The organism is Deinococcus arboris (genome assembly GCF_009755355.1).
Lineage (GTDB): Bacteria > Deinococcota > Deinococci > Deinococcales > Deinococcaceae > Deinococcus > Deinococcus betulae.
In genome coordinates this window covers 65,592-80,574 of record NZ_WQLB01000010.1, presented here as the reverse complement: position 1 = coordinate 80,574, position 14,983 = coordinate 65,592, and the positions used below count along the sequence as shown (strand labels likewise).

Genomic DNA, 14,983 nt, shown 5'->3' with positions numbered 1-14,983 from the left:
GCGGATTCTACTCGTCTCTGCGGCACAGGCAGGGGCCTGGGTCACGGCCTCCCCAGCCGGAGCCCTGCCAGGATGTCCAGGCGGCCCAGAGAGCCCCAGTCCCCAGTGCCCTGAGCTAGAACTTCTGCACAAAGACCTTCCATTCGTCGAAGGTGCGGCGCGTGGTCTGGTTGGCCAGCCGAATCTTGATGATCTGGTCGCCCGTGGGCGCGGCGCGGCCAGCCGCCTTGAACGCCCGCCGAATCAGGGCCGAAAATTCCGCCTCGTTGCCTGCACTCAGTACCCAGTCCTGGCCGGCCTGCACGATGTCAGTAAAGTTGCGGCCACTGGCCTTCACCTGCGCCTGCCAGTAGGTCAGGTCGCCGCTGCTGGGCGGCCGGCCCAGGCTGCGGATGTAGGCCGCGGAAATCAGCCCTTCTCGGGCGCCGTCAATTTGCGGGTCTTGCAGGTAGCTGCGCGTGAAGTCCAGCAGGCTGGCGTAGGTGCTGTCGGGTTTTTTGGCCAGCTGACCCAGCAGCTTGAAAAAGGGATTGTTGGGGTGCGGCGCGGCCCCGAACGAATCGAGAAACACCCGCAGGGTCAGGTCGCTCAGCAGGGCGCTGGCTGCGGGCGCGTGCACGTTGCGCCGCAGTTCGGCGCGCACCTGGGCCGCCTGCGCGGCGCTCAGGGTCCCCTCGCGCACGCCCCGCGCCTCCCACAAGCCGCGTTCCTGGGCGCTGCTGACGCGCCCCAGCACCTCCAGATACGCGCTGTCCAGCGGTCCCCGGCCCGCCGTGCCTGCCCCAGGCGCGCTGCACACGAAGCCCACACAGCCGCTCTGGGCGTAGGCCACCGGCACAAGAAGCAGGGCGAGGAAGGCCGCGCGGCGCAGAACCAGAGGAATCATGGCCGCAGGTTAGGCCCTGGGCCGTTGCATGGGCGTTTCGTGGAGGTCACAACGAAAAAACCCTTACGTTGTGTCCGAGTTTCCGGAGTAGACTGGGGGCATGTGGGTTTCGACCAAAGCGCAATACGGCCTGCGTGCCCTGATTGAAATCGCGCGCCGGGGCGGTGAGGCCGTGCCCCTCAAGGACGTGTCTGAACGTCAGGGCATCAGCCAGCACTACCTCGAACAGATTGCCAGCAACCTGCGCCGCGCGGGCTTTATCAAGAGTATTCGCGGCGCGCACGGCGGGTACCGTCTGGCCCGCCCCGCCCAGGAGATCAGTGCCTACGACGTGGTGACCGCCATGGAAGGCAGCATCGCCCCGGTGTCCTGCGTGGAAGACGACCATGTCTGCGAAAGCCAGAACGTCTGCGGCACCCAGAACCTGTGGCACCGCGTGGACAGCGCCCTGCGCGACGTGCTGGGAAGCACCACCCTGGCCGATCTGATGGTCGAGAGCGAGCAGCAGCAGCACGCCCGGTTGGTGCAGCTGGAAAGCAGTTACGCGCACCCGCCGGTTTAAACTTCGGTGAACTGCGGGACCAGGGTCAGCGTCTTGCGCTGGCCTTTTTTACTGTTCTGCCTCGCCGTCCTCGGGCACCAGCGGCGCGATGGCCACGCGCACGATATGCGGCGTGACGCCTTCGGTCTCGACCGAACGGTACCGGCCCATCAGGGCCGCGAGGTCCCGTTGCAGGGCCTTGGCCTGGTCAGGCGGGAGGCTCAGGACGCCCCAGGAATCCCACACCGCCGGCCCTTGGTCACTGAGCAGATACTCGAAAAAGCTGTTGGGGGCTTCCGGGTCAGGTTCGGGTTCGACGTTGCGGGAGATCAGGCCCTGCTCTGAACCGATCAGATGTAGCCCGATGCGGCGCTGCCCCGCCGCCTGCACCCAGGCCGCGCCGATAGAGCGGGTCAGCCGCGCCTGCCACCGCCCGAAACTGGCCGCCGACAGCAGGGTGTCCGATACCAGTGGAGTGGAGGCAAACGGCACGAACAGGGCGCCTGGAGCCTCGTACAGCGTCATGGCGCGCCCAGCGCGGGGCTGGAGGCCCGCGCGGCGCAGCAGCCCGCAGGCCAGAAACTGCCGCACCCGGTACTGCAAGGTGCTGATGGGCAGCCCGGCCTCGCGCGCCGCCGCCTGGGCGTTCAGGGCGCGGCCCAGAAAGGGCCCCAGGGCGCGCACCGCCCGCGCGTCCAGCAGCAGCGCCGCCGCCTGCGGGTCTGTCACCACCACAGGTCTTTGACGGGAAGGCAGTGTCATTGGTCAGAGGGTAGCTCGCACGCTGCGGGGCATGTTCACCTTGATCCTCTCTGGTCCCTTTGCCCGGCTGTGGTGGGCCGGCCTGATCAGCATGACCGGCAACTGGCTCCTGGCGGCGGCCCTGCCGGCGCAGGTGTATCTGGAGACCCGCTCGGTGCCCGCCGCAACGCTGATGTTTCTGGCCGGCACCCTGCCTCGGGTGCTGCTGGGCTCGCTGGGCGGGGTGCTGGCTGACCGCTGGCCCCGGCGCGACGTGCTGCTGGCCAGCAACTTGCTGGCGGCCCTGGCGCTGCTGCCGCTGCTGGTGGGCGGGGGCGACCTGCCGCCGCTGTGGGCGGCCGCCCTGTCGTCTGCGCTCCTGGCGCTCGTGACGCTGCCGGTGGGCCCGGCCGAGGGCGCGCTGCTGCCAACGCTGGTGCCCGCCGACCAGCTGGCCCGCGCCAACGCCCTGAATGCCCTGAACAACAATCTGGCGCGGCTGGCAGGCCCGGCCCTGGGCGGCGCGCTGCTGGCGGCGCTGGGGCTGCGGGCCGCCGTGCTGGCCGACCTGCTGTCGTTCCTGCTGGCGGCGGCGCTGCTGCTGGGGGTGCCGCGCATGCCCGCCGCGCCGGAGGCCGCCCAGACGCGGCTGCGGGCCGCGTTTGTGGCCGGCTGGCACACCGTGCGCGGCTCGCCGCCACTGCGCCTCCTCGTGGGGCTGGCGGGCCTGTCGGCGCTGGGAGAGGGTGTGTTTGGCCCCCTGATTGCCCCCTTTGTGGCCGAGGTCATGCACGGTGACGCCCGCACCTACGGCTGGCTGCTGAGTGTGCAGGCGGTGGGGGGCCTGGTGGGCGGCGCGCTGGTGGCCCGGTTCGCCGCGCATCTTCGCCCCGAGGCCTTGCTGGTGGCGGGCAGTCTGGGGCTGGGCCTGGGCGACCTGGCGGTCTTCTGCCTGCCGCTGCTCACCCCGCAGGTGTGGCCGCCGCTGCTGGTGATGGCGCTGGTGGGGCTGCCGGCCGCCGCCACCGGCGCGGGCTGGACCACCCTGGTGCAGCGCCTGACCCCGGACGCCGCGCTGGGCCGGGTCTTCGGCCTGGCCGGTCACCTGATGGCCGCCGGGGTGCTGCTGGGCACAGGGCTCGCCAGTCTGGCGCGTGGGCCGCAGGGCATTCTGGCCGTCATCTGCCTGCAAGGGGTGATTCAGGTGCTGGTGGGCCTGGCGGCCCTGCGCCTGCTGGGCCGGACAGGCCGGGCGGCCGCCCCCGTATCTTGAAGGCCGTGTACCGTTCGCTGCTGAAGCCTGCCCTGTTCCGCCTGGACGCCGAAGACGCCCACCACCTGACGCTGGGGGGCCTAGAGGCGGCCTCGAAGGTGCCCCTGTGGCCTCAGGCGGCGCGCGCCCTGACGGTGCCGGGCGGCGAGGTCCTCACGCAGACGCTGTGGGGCCAGCACTTCGCCTCGCCGGTGGGGCTGGCGGCGGGCTTGGACAAAAACGGGGTGGCGGTGCCGGCTTTCGGCGCGCTGGGTTTTGGGTTTCTGGAGGTCGGCACCGTGACGCCGCTGCCGCAGGCGGGCAATGACCGGCCCCGGCTGTTCCGCCTGCCAGAGGACGAGGCGCTGATTAACCGCATGGGCTTCAACAATGCCGGCACTGCCGCCCTGCACGCCCGCCTGAGCGCGCTACGCACGCGCGCTGTGCCGGTCTGGGTGAATATCGGCAAGAACAAGGCGACGCCCAACGAGGACGCCGCTCAGGATTACCGCCGCTGCGTGGCGGCCCTGCAAGACGTGGCCGACGCCTTCGTGGTCAATGTCAGCAGCCCCAATACGCCGGGGCTGCGCGCCCTGCAAGCGGCAGATGACCTAGCCGCCCTGGTGCGGGAGGTGCTGGCAGAGGTGGAGGCCGGGCGTGTCCGCACCCTCAGCGCCCCGCCCGTTCTGGTCAAGCTGGCCCCCGATCTGCACCCCGCCGACTTTGAAGCCAGTGTGGACGCGGTGGTGAATGCGGGAGCCGCAGGCCTGATCGTCAGCAATACCACCCTGGCCCGCGACGGCCTGAGTCACCCGGCTCAGCGGGAGCCTGGTGGCCTGAGCGGTCGCCCCCTGACAGCCCGCGCCACCGCCCTGGTGCGCGCCGCCTTTCGCCAGACGCGGGGGCGTGTGCCCATCGTGGGGGTGGGCGGCGTCTTCACCCCCCAGGATGCCTACGACAAGATCCGCGCGGGGGCCAGCCTGATCGAGGTGTACTCCGCCCTGATCTACCGTGGCCCCGGCCTGGTGCGCGAATTGAACGTGGGCCTGGCTGACCTGCTGCGCCGCGACGGCCTGGGGACGGTCGAAGACGCGGTGGGCGTGGACGCCCAGTGAGAATGGTGGAGAGGTCAGGGGCTCAGCACGCCCGACCTCTCCGGCTGTCAGTGCCCGCTGGTCACTTTTAGACCGATGATGGCCACCAGCATCAGCGCCATGAAGCCCATGCGGGCCGCCGTGGCTGGTTCGTGAAACAGCACGATGCCGAGGATGCCCGCACCCACCGCGCCGATCCCCACCCAGACCCCGTAAGCCGTACCGATGGGCAGCGTCTTGGTGGCCAGGCCCAGCAGGGCCAGGCTGGCGACCATGCTCATAAGCGTCAGTGCCGTGGGCAAGGGCCGCGAAAACCCTTCCGTGTATTTCAGGCCAATGGCCCAGCCGACTTCCAGCAGACCCGCCAAAACGAGGAGCGTCCATGCCATACCGTGACACCTCCAGTGTGCCAGCGCCGTCTTGTCCTGACCGGGTACGGCGGGTCTCTCGTCCGGAAGTCAGCCCGCTGGGGGCGACTCAGGCCACTGTAACGCGGCAATGTAAGCAGCAGAGGAGAAGCGTGTCAGGGTGCGTTGACACCGCACCTAATGGATCTCAAGGCCGCTTTAGGTTGTCTGGGGGCAGGTGAGGGTGGCGCCAGGCATGCTCAAGGGGTTCCAATCCTCAGGAGGCCCCCATGACCGACCCAACACCCGAAACGCCCGTCAGCGATACCGACACCCCCAGCACCGAGCCGACGGAAACCCCGGCCCAGGCCGACCAGCCGCTGCAGCAGCCCAAGCCGGCAGAGGCTGAGGACGGCACCCACGGCCGTCCCAGCGACGACAGCGACCCCGGCCACAGCTGAGTGCAGGAGCAAGGCCCACCCGGATTAATGGGTGGGCCCTGCTCATTGATTCTTAGCCCGCGTCTTTGCGGCCGTCCTGGGCCTGGCTGCCGTCCTCGTCGTTCCCTTCCAGGCGGTCCTGGGTGGCGTTCGGCTCCAGGGCCTCGGCGCCCTCATCCGGGTCCTCACCCGCGCCGGGTTCGTGGCGGGCGCCCCGGCCGGGGTTGGCGTTCAGGTCGGTGGCCTGCTGGTCGGTCAGCCCGGTGCCCACACTGGGATCTTCACTGTTCTGGGTCATGCTCCAGGATGCGCTGCCAGGCTGGCGGGGCCGTGAGAGGGCGGTCAAGACAGGCTGGTCAACCCTAGGCGGGCGCGGCCCATGGGGGTGGCCAGTTCCGGGTGTCCAGCTGCGACCGCCGCCTCGTCCCGAATCCGGCACGAATCGCACTCGCCGCAGGGTTCCTGCCCGCCCTGATAACACGACCAGGTGACGTTCACTGGCACGTCCACCGCCAGGGCCTCGCGCACGATGTCGGCTTTGGTCAGGTGCTGAAGGGGCGCCACCAGCTGCGCCCCGTGGCCTTCAATCCCTGCTTTGGTCGCCAGGTCGGCCAGGCGCTGATACGCTGCCAGGTATTCGGGCCGGCAGTCGGGGTAGCCGCTGTAGTCCACGGCATTGATGCCTAGGTGCAGGGTGGAGGCGCCGATGGCTTCGGCCAGGCTCAGTCCAATCGCAATGAAGACCGTGTTGCGGCCCGGCACGTAGGTCGGCGGAATGATCTCGGCCGAGGTGCCTCCGGTCGGAACAGCCATGGTCTCATCGGTCAGGGCGCTGCCGCCAAAAGCCCCGATATTGATGTCCACGACGCGGTGGCTGGCCCCAAAGTGGGCGGCAATCTGGCTGGCCCGCTCCAGCTCGATGGTGTGGCGCTGGCCGTAGCGGAACGACAGGGCGGTGCAGGCCAGGCCCGCGCGGGTGGCCAGCCCCAGCACGGTGCTGGAGTCCAGCCCACCCGACAGAAGAACAACGGCGCGTTCAGGCATGATGCGAACTCCGGTTGAATTGGTAGCGAAAACGGTGAACTCCGGCAGGAGGAAGAAGGGACAACCGTAGGCTCACGGACATGTAGTGCAGTCCAGATCAGTACCCCAGGGCGACCTGGCCGCCCAGCGGAATTAGGCGCTTGTCGCTGTGGGGGTCCAGTTCATCGGGGCGGTACAGCTTGTGTAGTTGGTAGCCCGCCCGCAGCCGGGGATCGGCTTTGACCGCCTGGGTGATGGCATTCAGCACGCCAGCGTCTCGGTCGCGGGCCTTACTCCATTCCGGGTGCAGCCAGATGGGCGCGTCGGTCGGCAGGCCCTCCAATGTCGCCAGGCCGGCTGCAATGTCGTCCGGCTCGTGAACGATAATTTTGACTTCGGTGGCCTGGGCCACCACCTCGGGCAGAGGCGGCTGGCCAAACGGCTTGGGGCTGAGGGTGACCCAGTCCACCGCGCCGCGCAGAGGAGCAATGCCGCTGGTTTCCAGGTGGACGCGGCGGCCCTGGGCATGCAACAGGGTCACGAGTGGGGCCAGGTCAAACAAGATAGGCTCGCCCCCCGTCAGGACCACGAAGGCACCCTGCGGCGCTTCTTGCTGGACAGCCTCGCTCAGCTCCTGCGCCGAGAGCAGCGGCACCGAGTCCGGCCGGTAATCCCGGTGCCAGGTGCCGGCGCTGTCGCACCACGGGCAGGCCTGGGGGCAGCCGTACAGGCGGATAAAGTACGCCGCCCGGCCCAGATGCACCCCCTCGCCCTGCCAGGTGTAAAACCGTTCGTACACCGGGTATTTCATTCCCAGTACTCGCAATTGGAATCGGGCGTTTCCCAGAGAATGACCTTAAGGCACAGGTCCTGGCCCTGGTCGCCGGGGTCCAGGGTGTCCCGGACTCGCCGCAGCGTTTCGCCGTGAATGTGGGCCGCGATGACTTCGGCGGTGGTGTCGTCCCCTAGCAGGTCGTTCAGGTAGGCGTGGTCAAGCCCGCCCGCCTGGACATCTTTTTTGGCCCACTTGAGGGTCTTGAAGTCGGCCACCATAATGGCGCGCCGCACATGGGCGCTGGAGCGCAGACGGTCGGCGCTCAGCTCCAGGCGCACCCGGTAGGTGTGCCCGTGGAGGCGGCCACACGGCCCGTCGTAGCCCGTGATGACGTGCGCGGAGTCAAAGGTGAACTCCGTGTTGAGTTGCCAGGGCATGCTCAGTCAGCCCGCGTGTACTCGGCCTTGACCACGGTGTTGATGCCGCCCCGCACGCCATAGTCGCAGGTGATGGTCATGCGGACCGGCTCCAGCAGCCGCACCAGGTCGGCCAGCACGCGGCGCGTGGCGTGTTCGTGGTAGATGCCCACGAAGCGGTAGCTGGTGAGGTAATACTTGAGGCTCTTGAGCTCGACGCACTTCTCGGCAGCGACGTAGCGGATTTCCAGTCGGCCAAAGTCGGGCAGGCCGCTCCAGGGACACACGGGGCTGAACTCGTCGGTCGAGATCACGATCTCGATGGGCTGGCCGGGGTACGGGCTCTGGTCGTCTTCCCGGACATGCGGAAAAGTGTCCAGAATGGCCACATCAATGGCCGACAGGTCCTGAACGTCGTAGCGGCGCTGAAACCCGGTCTGGGCGTCGGCAGGGTGAAGCGTGGTGGTCATAGGTCTCCTCTGGCTGCGCGTGGCAGCAGGCCAACAAAACAGGTCGGCCCGGCGTCATCTTAGCCGCACTTCATTCGGCTGGTGGTGGAATCAGCCGTTACTGAGGCGAAGGGTGCGCAGGGAAGACAGAGACATGATCAGCAAGGCGTTAGAGCCACTGTTTCGATTCGGAGCCTGCCCAGACTGCATCTGGACGGGTGGGAAAGTCACCAGGTCCTGAGTCTTTGTGCCAACTCAGCCCTTCAGCAGAGGGCCACTGCAAGAGAACATGGGCGGCCAGTGTCGCCGCCCAAAGTGAGGTCATTACACCGGTTGTTCCAACAATCTAAATCGGCCGCGGGCCACCCATTCCAAATCCGGAAACTGCCCGGCACCCTTTTCAGTGCTGTTGGCACACATGATCGCTCTGACATGTCGCCGGATCTGTGCGTCGGTGTGGGTGGTCTGTTGTGCGCGCAAGGCCTGCACAATGTCCTGCATTGAAAACGTGCCCTCCGGATGCCCGGCAGCCAGGTCGCGGGCCACGGCAAGGATGTCTGTTCGGCACGTCATCTGTGCAGTGTGACAGGACCGCAGGAGAAGAATTGGAACGAGCCGTGGCGCGCTCGACACCGCTGGGCCACGCTTCAGACAGCGGCCACACAGAGAGGAAATGAACTCAGGCGGGCACGGCGCGAACCTGCAGCGCCAGGGTGCTCATCAGCTGAGCGTGATGCTCGGCACTCACCTGAAGAATGACTCGGCCTTTGAGGTACAGGTCCGATACGGCGTGCACCGTGGTCTGTTCAATATGCCGCAAGAGCACGGTATACCGGCGCCCTGCGGTCGTGAACTGCACACGGTCCATCGTGCCCGGCACCCAGGACAGGGCCAGGAAAGAAAAACTGCTCATGACTGCCTCGCTTTGCCAGAGCTCCAAATGAAGCCCGAACTTTTACAGTCTATCTGACCCTCATGATGTTCTGATGGCAAGAAAAAATCCTTCTCTCAACTTCATTTGATCGGCGTGTTTTTTGAGATCTAATAGTTCTGCCCATGCAGTTGACACTTCATAAATAAACTATGCTGTTCTGATGTTGAGACTCGAAGGCCTTTATGCAATTTCACCGACCAAACGGATGACACTCTTTGCTGATCCTATTCGGCCTTTATCTGGCGTGCTGGCTTCTGATCTTCAAGCCGTCCAAGACGCCTGCGCGGCCAACGCTGGGCAATGTGCCGTGCAGGTCAACACCGCCTTTGGGTGGATGCAGGGGACCCTCAGTGAGAAGACCCCCGCCCGCCTGCGCCTCCGTTCCTTTGAAGGGCACCTGTCGTTTCTGCCGCGTTCGTGAGGGGTGCGGCAGGCCCCCCCGCGTGCGGCCTAATTTCGGAACGACAACATAAGTTCGTCGCGGTGCCGTGCCGCTTCGTGTTGCGACATGCCGCAGTCCACCAGATAAGCCTCGACGGCTGCGCCCGCCGAGGTCACGGCCGCCTGTTCAGACTCAATACCGCTAAAAGCCATCACGTACAGGCGGAACAGATGCGCAGCGGTGGCAAAGGCGACCTTATTGGTGTCCATCCCTTAGCCTACGCCTCACCCGTCAGGTGCAGGCCTGCACACCTGGCTGTGAAAGCTCTGAATCTGAAAGAAGGTGCACCGGGTGGCATTCCCGTCTGGTTGATGCTGACGGTGATTGCTCTGGTGGTGGGCAATCTGGTGCTCTGGCTGGTGCTCCATACGCCTCGTTCGGCGTTGGCCGCTGGCGCAGGTGTACTGCCGGTCAATTAAGCAGCGCATATGAGTCACTCAGGAGTCAGGAGAGTAAGGCGGCCACTGGGTCGCTTTTTTGCGCTTATCTGGAGAAGCGCTGCCCCGTGCCAGAGTGATACTGCACGCCGGACCAGAACACGACCAGTTGCTGCACCAGCGCTTCCCACTCGGCAACGGCATCTGGCTTGTGTACGCACGCGCTCACACCCAGGCCATACGCCCGCGTCAGATCGTCCTCGCGCAGAGCCGCCCCGAGCACCATGACCGGCATCGTCGCCCACGGTCCCTGCTGCCGAAGACAGGCCAAGACTGCCCAGACCTGCTCATCGTCCAGGTGGAGCCCCAACAGGACGACCTGCGGGCCGGCGGGCATAGTCGTCTGCACATATGACCGCGCGGCCTGCCCTCCAGGCACCACAGTCAGAACCACCTCGGGGGCGACCAACTCGAAGACCGCCTGGATCAGCGTGCGGTCAAATGGTGAATCCTCGATCAGCAAAAAGGTCGGTGTCGAGGGCATCCCCGAGGTCTATCACTGTTGAGATAGCTTTGAGACTCTAGAGCTTGGTTAAGCCTTAGGTGTTGTGGGACTGTCCCTATATTCCAGTCGTGAGTGACCAGCGTACTGTCATCTTGATCGCTGTGCCATTGCCTCTGACCAGCTGTGCCTTTGGCCTCTGCTAGAACAGTCTGGTTGACATAGAGATCAAATCCCCTGATCGCTCCGAGGTGCGTGGACCTCTGACGAGCTGATCTGATTTCCGGCCGACACCGACCCGAGCATTCCGCCGCGCCTGTACACTCACGGACGCGCAGAGGGCCAGAAGAAGGCGCTGATGCAAGGCGGCCGTGGGGCTCAGTCACCTGGGCCTTAGAGAGGCTAGAGGGGGGAAAATGGAAGAAAAGATAGGACAGGCGCCGCGCAGCCGCGCCCGCATGCTGGAACTGGTGTTTCCCAAGGACACGAACTATCACGGCACTGCCTTCGGGGGCTGGGTGCTGTCCCTGATGGACAAGGCCGCCAGCATCGCCGCTGTGCGTCACGCCGGAGGCAACGTGGTGACGGCACGCATGGACGGTGTGGACTTCCACGTGCCCATTCGGGTGGCCGACGCCGTGGCGCTGGACGCCCAGGTGGTCAAGGTGGGCCGCACCTCCATGACCATCCGGGTGGATGTCTACCGCGAACACATGGCCAGCGGCGAGCAGGAGATAGCGACCACCGGCTATTTCGTGTTTGTGGCGCTGGATGACGCCGGGAAGCCCAGAGCGGTGCCGCCCCTGCCTGAAGGCCAGGACACCAGCAGCGCCCAGCCGGACCCAGAGGCCCGCCCATGAGTGAAGACCTCTTGCCGCTGCTGCACCTGACCCTGGTGCGCCACGGGCTGACCGACTGGAACGGTGCCGGGCGCTGGCAGGGCTGGACCGACACCCCACTGGGCGAAGCGGGGGAGGCACAGGCCCTGAAATTGCAGGCCCGCCTGGCCGGACGTACCTACGACGCCATTCACAGCAGCGACTTGAGCCGCGCTGCCGACACGGCCATGCTGGCCCTGCCTGGGCAGCCCCTTATTCTGGATGTGCGCCTGCGCGAACTGGCCTTCGGGGCGTTTGAAGGTGTGATCACCGACGACGTGCTGCACGACCCCCGGTATGCCGAATGGCAGCGCGACCCCTGGGGGCAGCCGGCCCCGGACGGCGAGAGCCTACAGGAGGTGGCCGAGCGCCTGCGCGACTGGGCCGATGGCCTGGCAGGTGGGCGCGTGATCGCTTTCAGCCACGGCGCAGCCATCCGCGCGCTGCTGTGCGACCTGTTCAGCTGGCCTGCCACACCGCAACCCGGCTACGTGCTGCCGTTTCCCTATCAGCTCTCCCATACCAGCCTGACCACCCTGACCCGCGTGGACGGCCGCTGGACCCTCCTGACCTACAACGACCACGCTCATTTGGAGGAGTAAGGAGCAGGTTGTGGGAAGTAGGGAGTGGGAAAAGATAGGAGCAGGGGTCATACGCCCCTGCCCCCGTCCTCTGCTTCACAGCTTTCTGTGTCCCCTGCTTTCTGTGTCCCCTATAGGCGTGGAGGGAGCAACAGCCCTACCTGTTTTTAAAAGTAGAACCTATTGTTCACACCCGCACACCTTGCCTCAGTGCCGCCCAGGTCCAGACGAGGCCATTGTGCGCGCAGCGCGCAGGCCCTTGCGGTGGGGCGAAGGATGGCGTCGAGGCCAGACCCGTGAACGAGTTGAGCAACGTCGCCAACATCAGTAGAAACTCTTGCCCAGCGCAGCGATTGCCCCCCCTGCCCCTCTGGGGGAGGGGGCTGGGGGGTGGGGTCAGTCGGTCAGAAACCGCCACGTTCGGTAGGTGCATACCTTTTGATTGCTCAAGCGTTGCGCGCTGTCGCCCTCGCCGTCTACAGATACCGCGCCGTCACCGACCGCTCACAGGTCAGCAGCCCCTTCGGCGGCCCGCTGTACAGCACTTCCCCACCGGCCCGGCCCCCCTCCGGCCCCAGATCAATGAGCCAGTCGGCCTGCCGAATGACGTCCAGCTGATGCTCAATCAGAATGACGCTGTTGCCGCCGTCCACCAGCCGGTCAATAATCCCCATCAGCAGGCCGATGTCCGACAGGTGCAGGCCCGTGGTGGGTTCGTCCATCACGTAGACGCTGCCTTTCTTGTGCAGCTCGGTCGCCAGCTTCAGGCGCTGCGCCTCGCCGCCCGACACGGTGCTCAGCGGCTGGCCCAGCGTTAAGTAGCCCAGGCCCACGTCGTTCATGGCTTGCAGCACCGCGCGAACGGGTTTCTCGGTGAAAAAGGCCAGCGCCGTTTCGGCCGTCATGTTCAGTACGTCGCTGATGGTCTGGCCCCGCAGCGTGTGGCGCAGCACTTCGGGCTTGAAGCGTTTGCCCTCGCAGACCTCACACACGGTCGAGATGCCTTCCATAAAAGCCAGGTCGGTGTAGACGACGCCCAGACCTGCACAATTCGGGCAACTGCCCTCCGAATTGAAACTGAAGAGGGCCGGACTCTGGCCGCTGGCCTTGGCAAACCCCTTGCGGATGGGGTCCATGATGCCGGTGTAGGTGGCGGGCGCCGAGCGGCTGTTGGTCGTCACGCGCGACTGGTCAATAACGATGGCGTCGGGATGCTGCGGCAGAAACACGTCGTGAATCAGGGTGCTCTTGCCGGACCCGGCCACGCCCGTCACCACTGTCAGGACGCCAGTTGGAATCTCCACAGAGACGTCTTTGAGGTTGTGGAGCCGCGCCCCTTTGACACTCAGCCACCCGCGCGGCTCTCGCACGGACGCCTTCAGAGGCAACTGCTGGGTGAGGTGCCGGCCCGTCAGGGTGGGCGCCGCTTCCAGGCCCTCAATGCTGCCTTCAAAAACCACCTCGCCGCCGCGCACGCCGGGGCCCGGCCCGATGTCCACCACGTGGTCAGCCATCCGAATGACATCCGGGTCGTGTTCCACCACCAGCACGGTGTTGCCCTTGTCACGCAGCGCGCCCAGCAGGCCAGTCAGCCGCGACACATCGCGCGGGTGCAGGCCCACGCTGGGTTCGTCTAGCACATACAGCATGTCGGTCAGGCTGTTGCCCAGGTGCCGCACCAGTTTCAGGCGCTGGCTCTCGCCGCCGGACAGCGTGGCAGTCTCGCGGCTCAGGCTCAGGTACCCCAGGCCAATCTCGACCAGGTGGGCTAGTCGCTCGGCCAGGTGCGCCGCCACGCGGGCCGCCGCAGGGTCGGTCAGCCCCTGCAAGAAGGTCAGCAGTTCGGTCGCTTCCAGGTCCGACAGCTCAGCGATGTTCTTCCCCTCTAGTCGAGAGGCCAGCGCCGCAGCGTTCAGGCGCGCCCCGCCGCAGACCGGACAGGTCTGGCTGGTCACAAACTGCTCGAACACGGCGCGGCTGCGGTCGGACATGGCGGCGGCGTCTTTCTTGAGGTACATGCGCTCGAAGCGCTCGACCAGCCCTTCATAGGTCATGTTGATCTCACCCAGTGAGACCTTGAGGTCGCGCCCGTGCAGCAGCAGGTGCAGTTCCTGTTCGGTGTAGTCCTGCACAGGTTTGTCGTTGTCAAACAGGCCACTGAGGGCGTAGGTCTTCCACAGCCATTTGCCGGGCTTGAAGTCCGGGTGCAGGATGGCGCCGCCGTTCAGCGACTGGGTGCGGTCCAGTAGCCGGTCCAGGTCCAGTTGAGTGGTCTTGCCAATTCCCTCGCACTCGGGGCACATCCCCTGCGGGGTGTTAAAGGAGTAGGCGAAGGCTGGCCCCGCCGACGGCTGCCCGGCCCGCGAGAACAGCAGGCGCAGCGGCGCGGCGATGTCAGTGTAGGTGCCCACGGTGGACCGTGATCCGCCGCCTACCCGCTTCTGGTTAATGATGACCGGCGCATTCAGATGCGACACGCGGTCTACGTCCGGCTGCCCGTAGTGGGGCAGGAAACCCTGCACAAAGGCCGTGAACGTCTCGTTCAGTTGCCGCTGCGCCTCGGCGGCCACCGTATCGAACACCAACGAAGACTTGCCGGACCCCGAGACTCCAGTGAACACGGTAATGCGGTGCTTGGGAATGTTGAGCGAGATGTTCTTGAGGTTGTGTTCGCGTGCCCCACGCACTTCAATGAATGCCCGTTCCGTCATGGATGGTCCTCCTGCTTCCAGCCTCTCTGAGCCAGATGTGAAAATTCCCGGCGTTTGGTCTTGAGCGGAGCTTAACCTTTGGCTCTCCAGGTAGGCCTGGTACCAGCCGTGAAAGGGGAGGGCGGCGGCAAAGTCGGGCGACCTCTTCGAGAGGGACGCCTCGGTGTCCGCCAGGTCAACGGTTCGTAGCCCAAACGCGCGGGGCCGCCGGGGCAGCTGGAACTGGGCGTGGCTGTGGGGCACCGTAAGGACCAGGGTGCCCAGCGCCTCACCTGCTGGGCTGCGTACCACGCTCCACATCCAGCGTTCCTGATCGGTCTCGTCGGCGTTGCCCCACTCACGCGAAACCCCGAACTCGCCCGGCAGCGGTGGCTCGGCGCTTAGGCCAGCGGCGCGGAGGTCGCGCTTGGCCCCGCGCAGCAGCAGATTCAGGTAGGTGCCGTAGGCCGCGTCGCCGGCCCGGGCATAGGCGTCGGCCAACTTGTCGGCGTGCGTGGTCAGCACGGTCTGCCACTGGGCGGCCAGAACAGCATCCAGCCACTCGCCTAGCGCTTCAATCTCACCACTTGGAACAGAAGGAAGGACAGTCATAGA

The 14,983-nt window shown here is 66.1% G+C and carries 21 protein-coding genes and 1 riboswitch; of the genes, 8 read left to right on the top strand and 13 right to left on the bottom strand.

Going from position 1 to position 14,983, the window contains the following annotated elements; translation table 11 throughout:
• Nucleotides 1–115: 115 nt before the first annotated feature.
• Complete coding sequence (locus GO986_RS09645; protein WP_157459081.1) at nucleotides 116–886, bottom strand: hypothetical protein; 771 nt, start codon at nucleotides 884–886, stop codon at nucleotides 116–118.
• A gap of 100 nt (nucleotides 887–986) precedes the next feature.
• Here GO986_RS09645 and GO986_RS09640 point away from each other — a divergent pair, with 100 nt between their 5' ends.
• Nucleotides 987–1,448, top strand: coding sequence for an RrF2 family transcriptional regulator (locus tag GO986_RS09640; protein WP_157459080.1), 462 nt, complete (start codon nucleotides 987–989; stop codon nucleotides 1,446–1,448).
• A 48-nt stretch (nucleotides 1,449–1,496) separates the two neighbouring features.
• Here GO986_RS09640 and GO986_RS09635 read toward each other — a convergent pair whose 3' ends face one another.
• A complete protein-coding gene (locus tag GO986_RS09635) occupies nucleotides 1,497–2,189 on the bottom strand; it encodes a hypothetical protein (RefSeq protein WP_157459079.1) in 693 nt (230 codons plus the stop codon).
• Nucleotides 2,190–2,220: 31 nt separating this feature from the next.
• Between GO986_RS09635 and GO986_RS09630 the strand changes: the two genes are divergently transcribed.
• Nucleotides 2,221–3,441, top strand: a complete 1,221-nt coding sequence (locus tag GO986_RS09630) for an MFS transporter (protein ID WP_157459078.1) — start codon at nucleotides 2,221–2,223, stop codon at nucleotides 3,439–3,441.
• Between the two features lie 5 nt (nucleotides 3,442–3,446).
• Entirely contained in the window at nucleotides 3,447–4,535 is a 1,089-nt protein-coding gene (locus tag GO986_RS09625; protein ID WP_369409270.1) for a quinone-dependent dihydroorotate dehydrogenase, read from the top strand.
• Nucleotides 4,536–4,582: 47 nt separating this feature from the next.
• Here the strand turns inward: GO986_RS09625 and GO986_RS09620 are convergent, their stop codons facing one another.
• Nucleotides 4,583–4,903 carry a DMT family transporter gene (locus GO986_RS09620; RefSeq protein ID WP_157459076.1) on the bottom strand — a complete coding sequence of 107 codons (321 nt, stop codon included), beginning with the start codon at nucleotides 4,901–4,903 and terminating at the stop codon, nucleotides 4,583–4,585.
• A 20-nt stretch (nucleotides 4,904–4,923) separates the two neighbouring features.
• Nucleotides 4,924–4,993: riboswitch (guanidine-III (ykkC-III) riboswitch) on the bottom strand.
• Between the two features lie 158 nt (nucleotides 4,994–5,151).
• Between GO986_RS09620 and GO986_RS09615 the strand changes: the two genes are divergently transcribed.
• A complete protein-coding gene (locus tag GO986_RS09615) occupies nucleotides 5,152–5,322 on the top strand; it encodes a hypothetical protein (protein WP_157459075.1) in 171 nt (56 codons plus the stop codon).
• Nucleotides 5,323–5,374: 52 nt separating this feature from the next.
• Here GO986_RS09615 and GO986_RS09610 read toward each other — a convergent pair whose 3' ends face one another.
• The 7 genes from GO986_RS09610 to GO986_RS09580 form a co-directional block, all read right to left on the bottom strand.
• The gene (locus GO986_RS09610) at nucleotides 5,375–5,599 is read right to left on the bottom strand and encodes a hypothetical protein (protein WP_157459074.1); all 225 of its coding nucleotides are present in this window, start codon (nucleotides 5,597–5,599) and stop codon (nucleotides 5,375–5,377) included.
• Between the two features lie 44 nt (nucleotides 5,600–5,643).
• Nucleotides 5,644–6,345, bottom strand: a complete 702-nt coding sequence (gene queC, locus GO986_RS09605; RefSeq protein WP_157459073.1) for a 7-cyano-7-deazaguanine synthase QueC — start codon at nucleotides 6,343–6,345, stop codon at nucleotides 5,644–5,646.
• Nucleotides 6,346–6,442: 97 nt separating this feature from the next.
• Nucleotides 6,443–7,135, bottom strand: a complete 693-nt coding sequence (locus GO986_RS09600) for a 7-carboxy-7-deazaguanine synthase QueE (protein WP_157459072.1) — start codon at nucleotides 7,133–7,135, stop codon at nucleotides 6,443–6,445.
• Nucleotides 7,132–7,536 carry a 6-pyruvoyl trahydropterin synthase family protein gene (locus GO986_RS09595; protein WP_157459071.1) on the bottom strand — a complete coding sequence of 135 codons (405 nt, stop codon included), beginning with the start codon at nucleotides 7,534–7,536 and terminating at the stop codon, nucleotides 7,132–7,134. Before GO986_RS09595 ends, GO986_RS09600 begins: the two co-directional genes overlap by 4 nt.
• Nucleotides 7,537–7,538: 2 nt before the next feature.
• On the bottom strand, nucleotides 7,539–7,985 hold the full coding sequence (queF, locus tag GO986_RS09590; protein ID WP_157459070.1) for a preQ(1) synthase: 447 nt from the start codon (nucleotides 7,983–7,985) through the stop codon (nucleotides 7,539–7,541).
• Between the two features lie 303 nt (nucleotides 7,986–8,288).
• Nucleotides 8,289–8,537: a DUF7669 domain-containing protein gene (locus tag GO986_RS09585; protein WP_157459069.1), complete on the bottom strand. Its 249-nt coding sequence runs from the start codon at nucleotides 8,535–8,537 to the stop codon at nucleotides 8,289–8,291.
• 106 nt (nucleotides 8,538–8,643) lie between these two features.
• Nucleotides 8,644–8,877: a hypothetical protein gene (locus tag GO986_RS09580; protein WP_157459068.1), complete on the bottom strand. Its 234-nt coding sequence runs from the start codon at nucleotides 8,875–8,877 to the stop codon at nucleotides 8,644–8,646.
• Nucleotides 8,878–9,058: 181 nt separating this feature from the next.
• Here GO986_RS09580 and GO986_RS09575 point away from each other — a divergent pair, with 181 nt between their 5' ends.
• Nucleotides 9,059–9,319, top strand: coding sequence for a hypothetical protein (locus tag GO986_RS09575; RefSeq protein WP_157459067.1), 261 nt, complete (start codon nucleotides 9,059–9,061; stop codon nucleotides 9,317–9,319).
• A gap of 29 nt (nucleotides 9,320–9,348) precedes the next feature.
• Here the strand turns inward: GO986_RS09575 and GO986_RS09570 are convergent, their stop codons facing one another.
• The gene (locus GO986_RS09570; protein WP_157459066.1) at nucleotides 9,349–9,549 is read right to left on the bottom strand and encodes a hypothetical protein; all 201 of its coding nucleotides are present in this window, start codon (nucleotides 9,547–9,549) and stop codon (nucleotides 9,349–9,351) included.
• 48 nt (nucleotides 9,550–9,597) lie between these two features.
• Here GO986_RS09570 and GO986_RS09565 point away from each other — a divergent pair, with 48 nt between their 5' ends.
• Nucleotides 9,598–9,759 (top strand): hypothetical protein, encoded by a 162-nt coding sequence (locus GO986_RS09565; protein ID WP_157459065.1) that lies wholly within the window; start codon nucleotides 9,598–9,600, stop codon nucleotides 9,757–9,759.
• Between the two features lie 64 nt (nucleotides 9,760–9,823).
• Here GO986_RS09565 and GO986_RS09560 read toward each other — a convergent pair whose 3' ends face one another.
• Nucleotides 9,824–10,261, bottom strand: a complete 438-nt coding sequence (locus GO986_RS09560) for a response regulator (protein WP_157459064.1) — start codon at nucleotides 10,259–10,261, stop codon at nucleotides 9,824–9,826.
• Between the two features lie 374 nt (nucleotides 10,262–10,635).
• On the opposite strand from GO986_RS09560, the gene GO986_RS09555 reads away from it, so the two are divergent.
• A complete protein-coding gene (locus GO986_RS09555; protein ID WP_157459063.1) occupies nucleotides 10,636–11,079 on the top strand; it encodes an acyl-CoA thioesterase in 444 nt (147 codons plus the stop codon).
• Complete coding sequence (locus GO986_RS09550; protein WP_157459062.1) at nucleotides 11,076–11,699, top strand: histidine phosphatase family protein; 624 nt, start codon at nucleotides 11,076–11,078, stop codon at nucleotides 11,697–11,699. The genes GO986_RS09555 and GO986_RS09550 overlap by 4 nt, the downstream gene beginning before the upstream one ends.
• Before the next feature lie 455 nt (nucleotides 11,700–12,154).
• On the opposite strand, the gene GO986_RS09545 is transcribed toward GO986_RS09550, so the two are convergent.
• Nucleotides 12,155–14,980 carry a DUF6022 family protein gene (locus GO986_RS09545; protein WP_232337695.1) on the bottom strand — a complete coding sequence of 942 codons (2,826 nt, stop codon included), beginning with the start codon at nucleotides 14,978–14,980 and terminating at the stop codon, nucleotides 12,155–12,157.
• Between the last annotated feature and the right edge of the window lie 3 nt (nucleotides 14,981–14,983).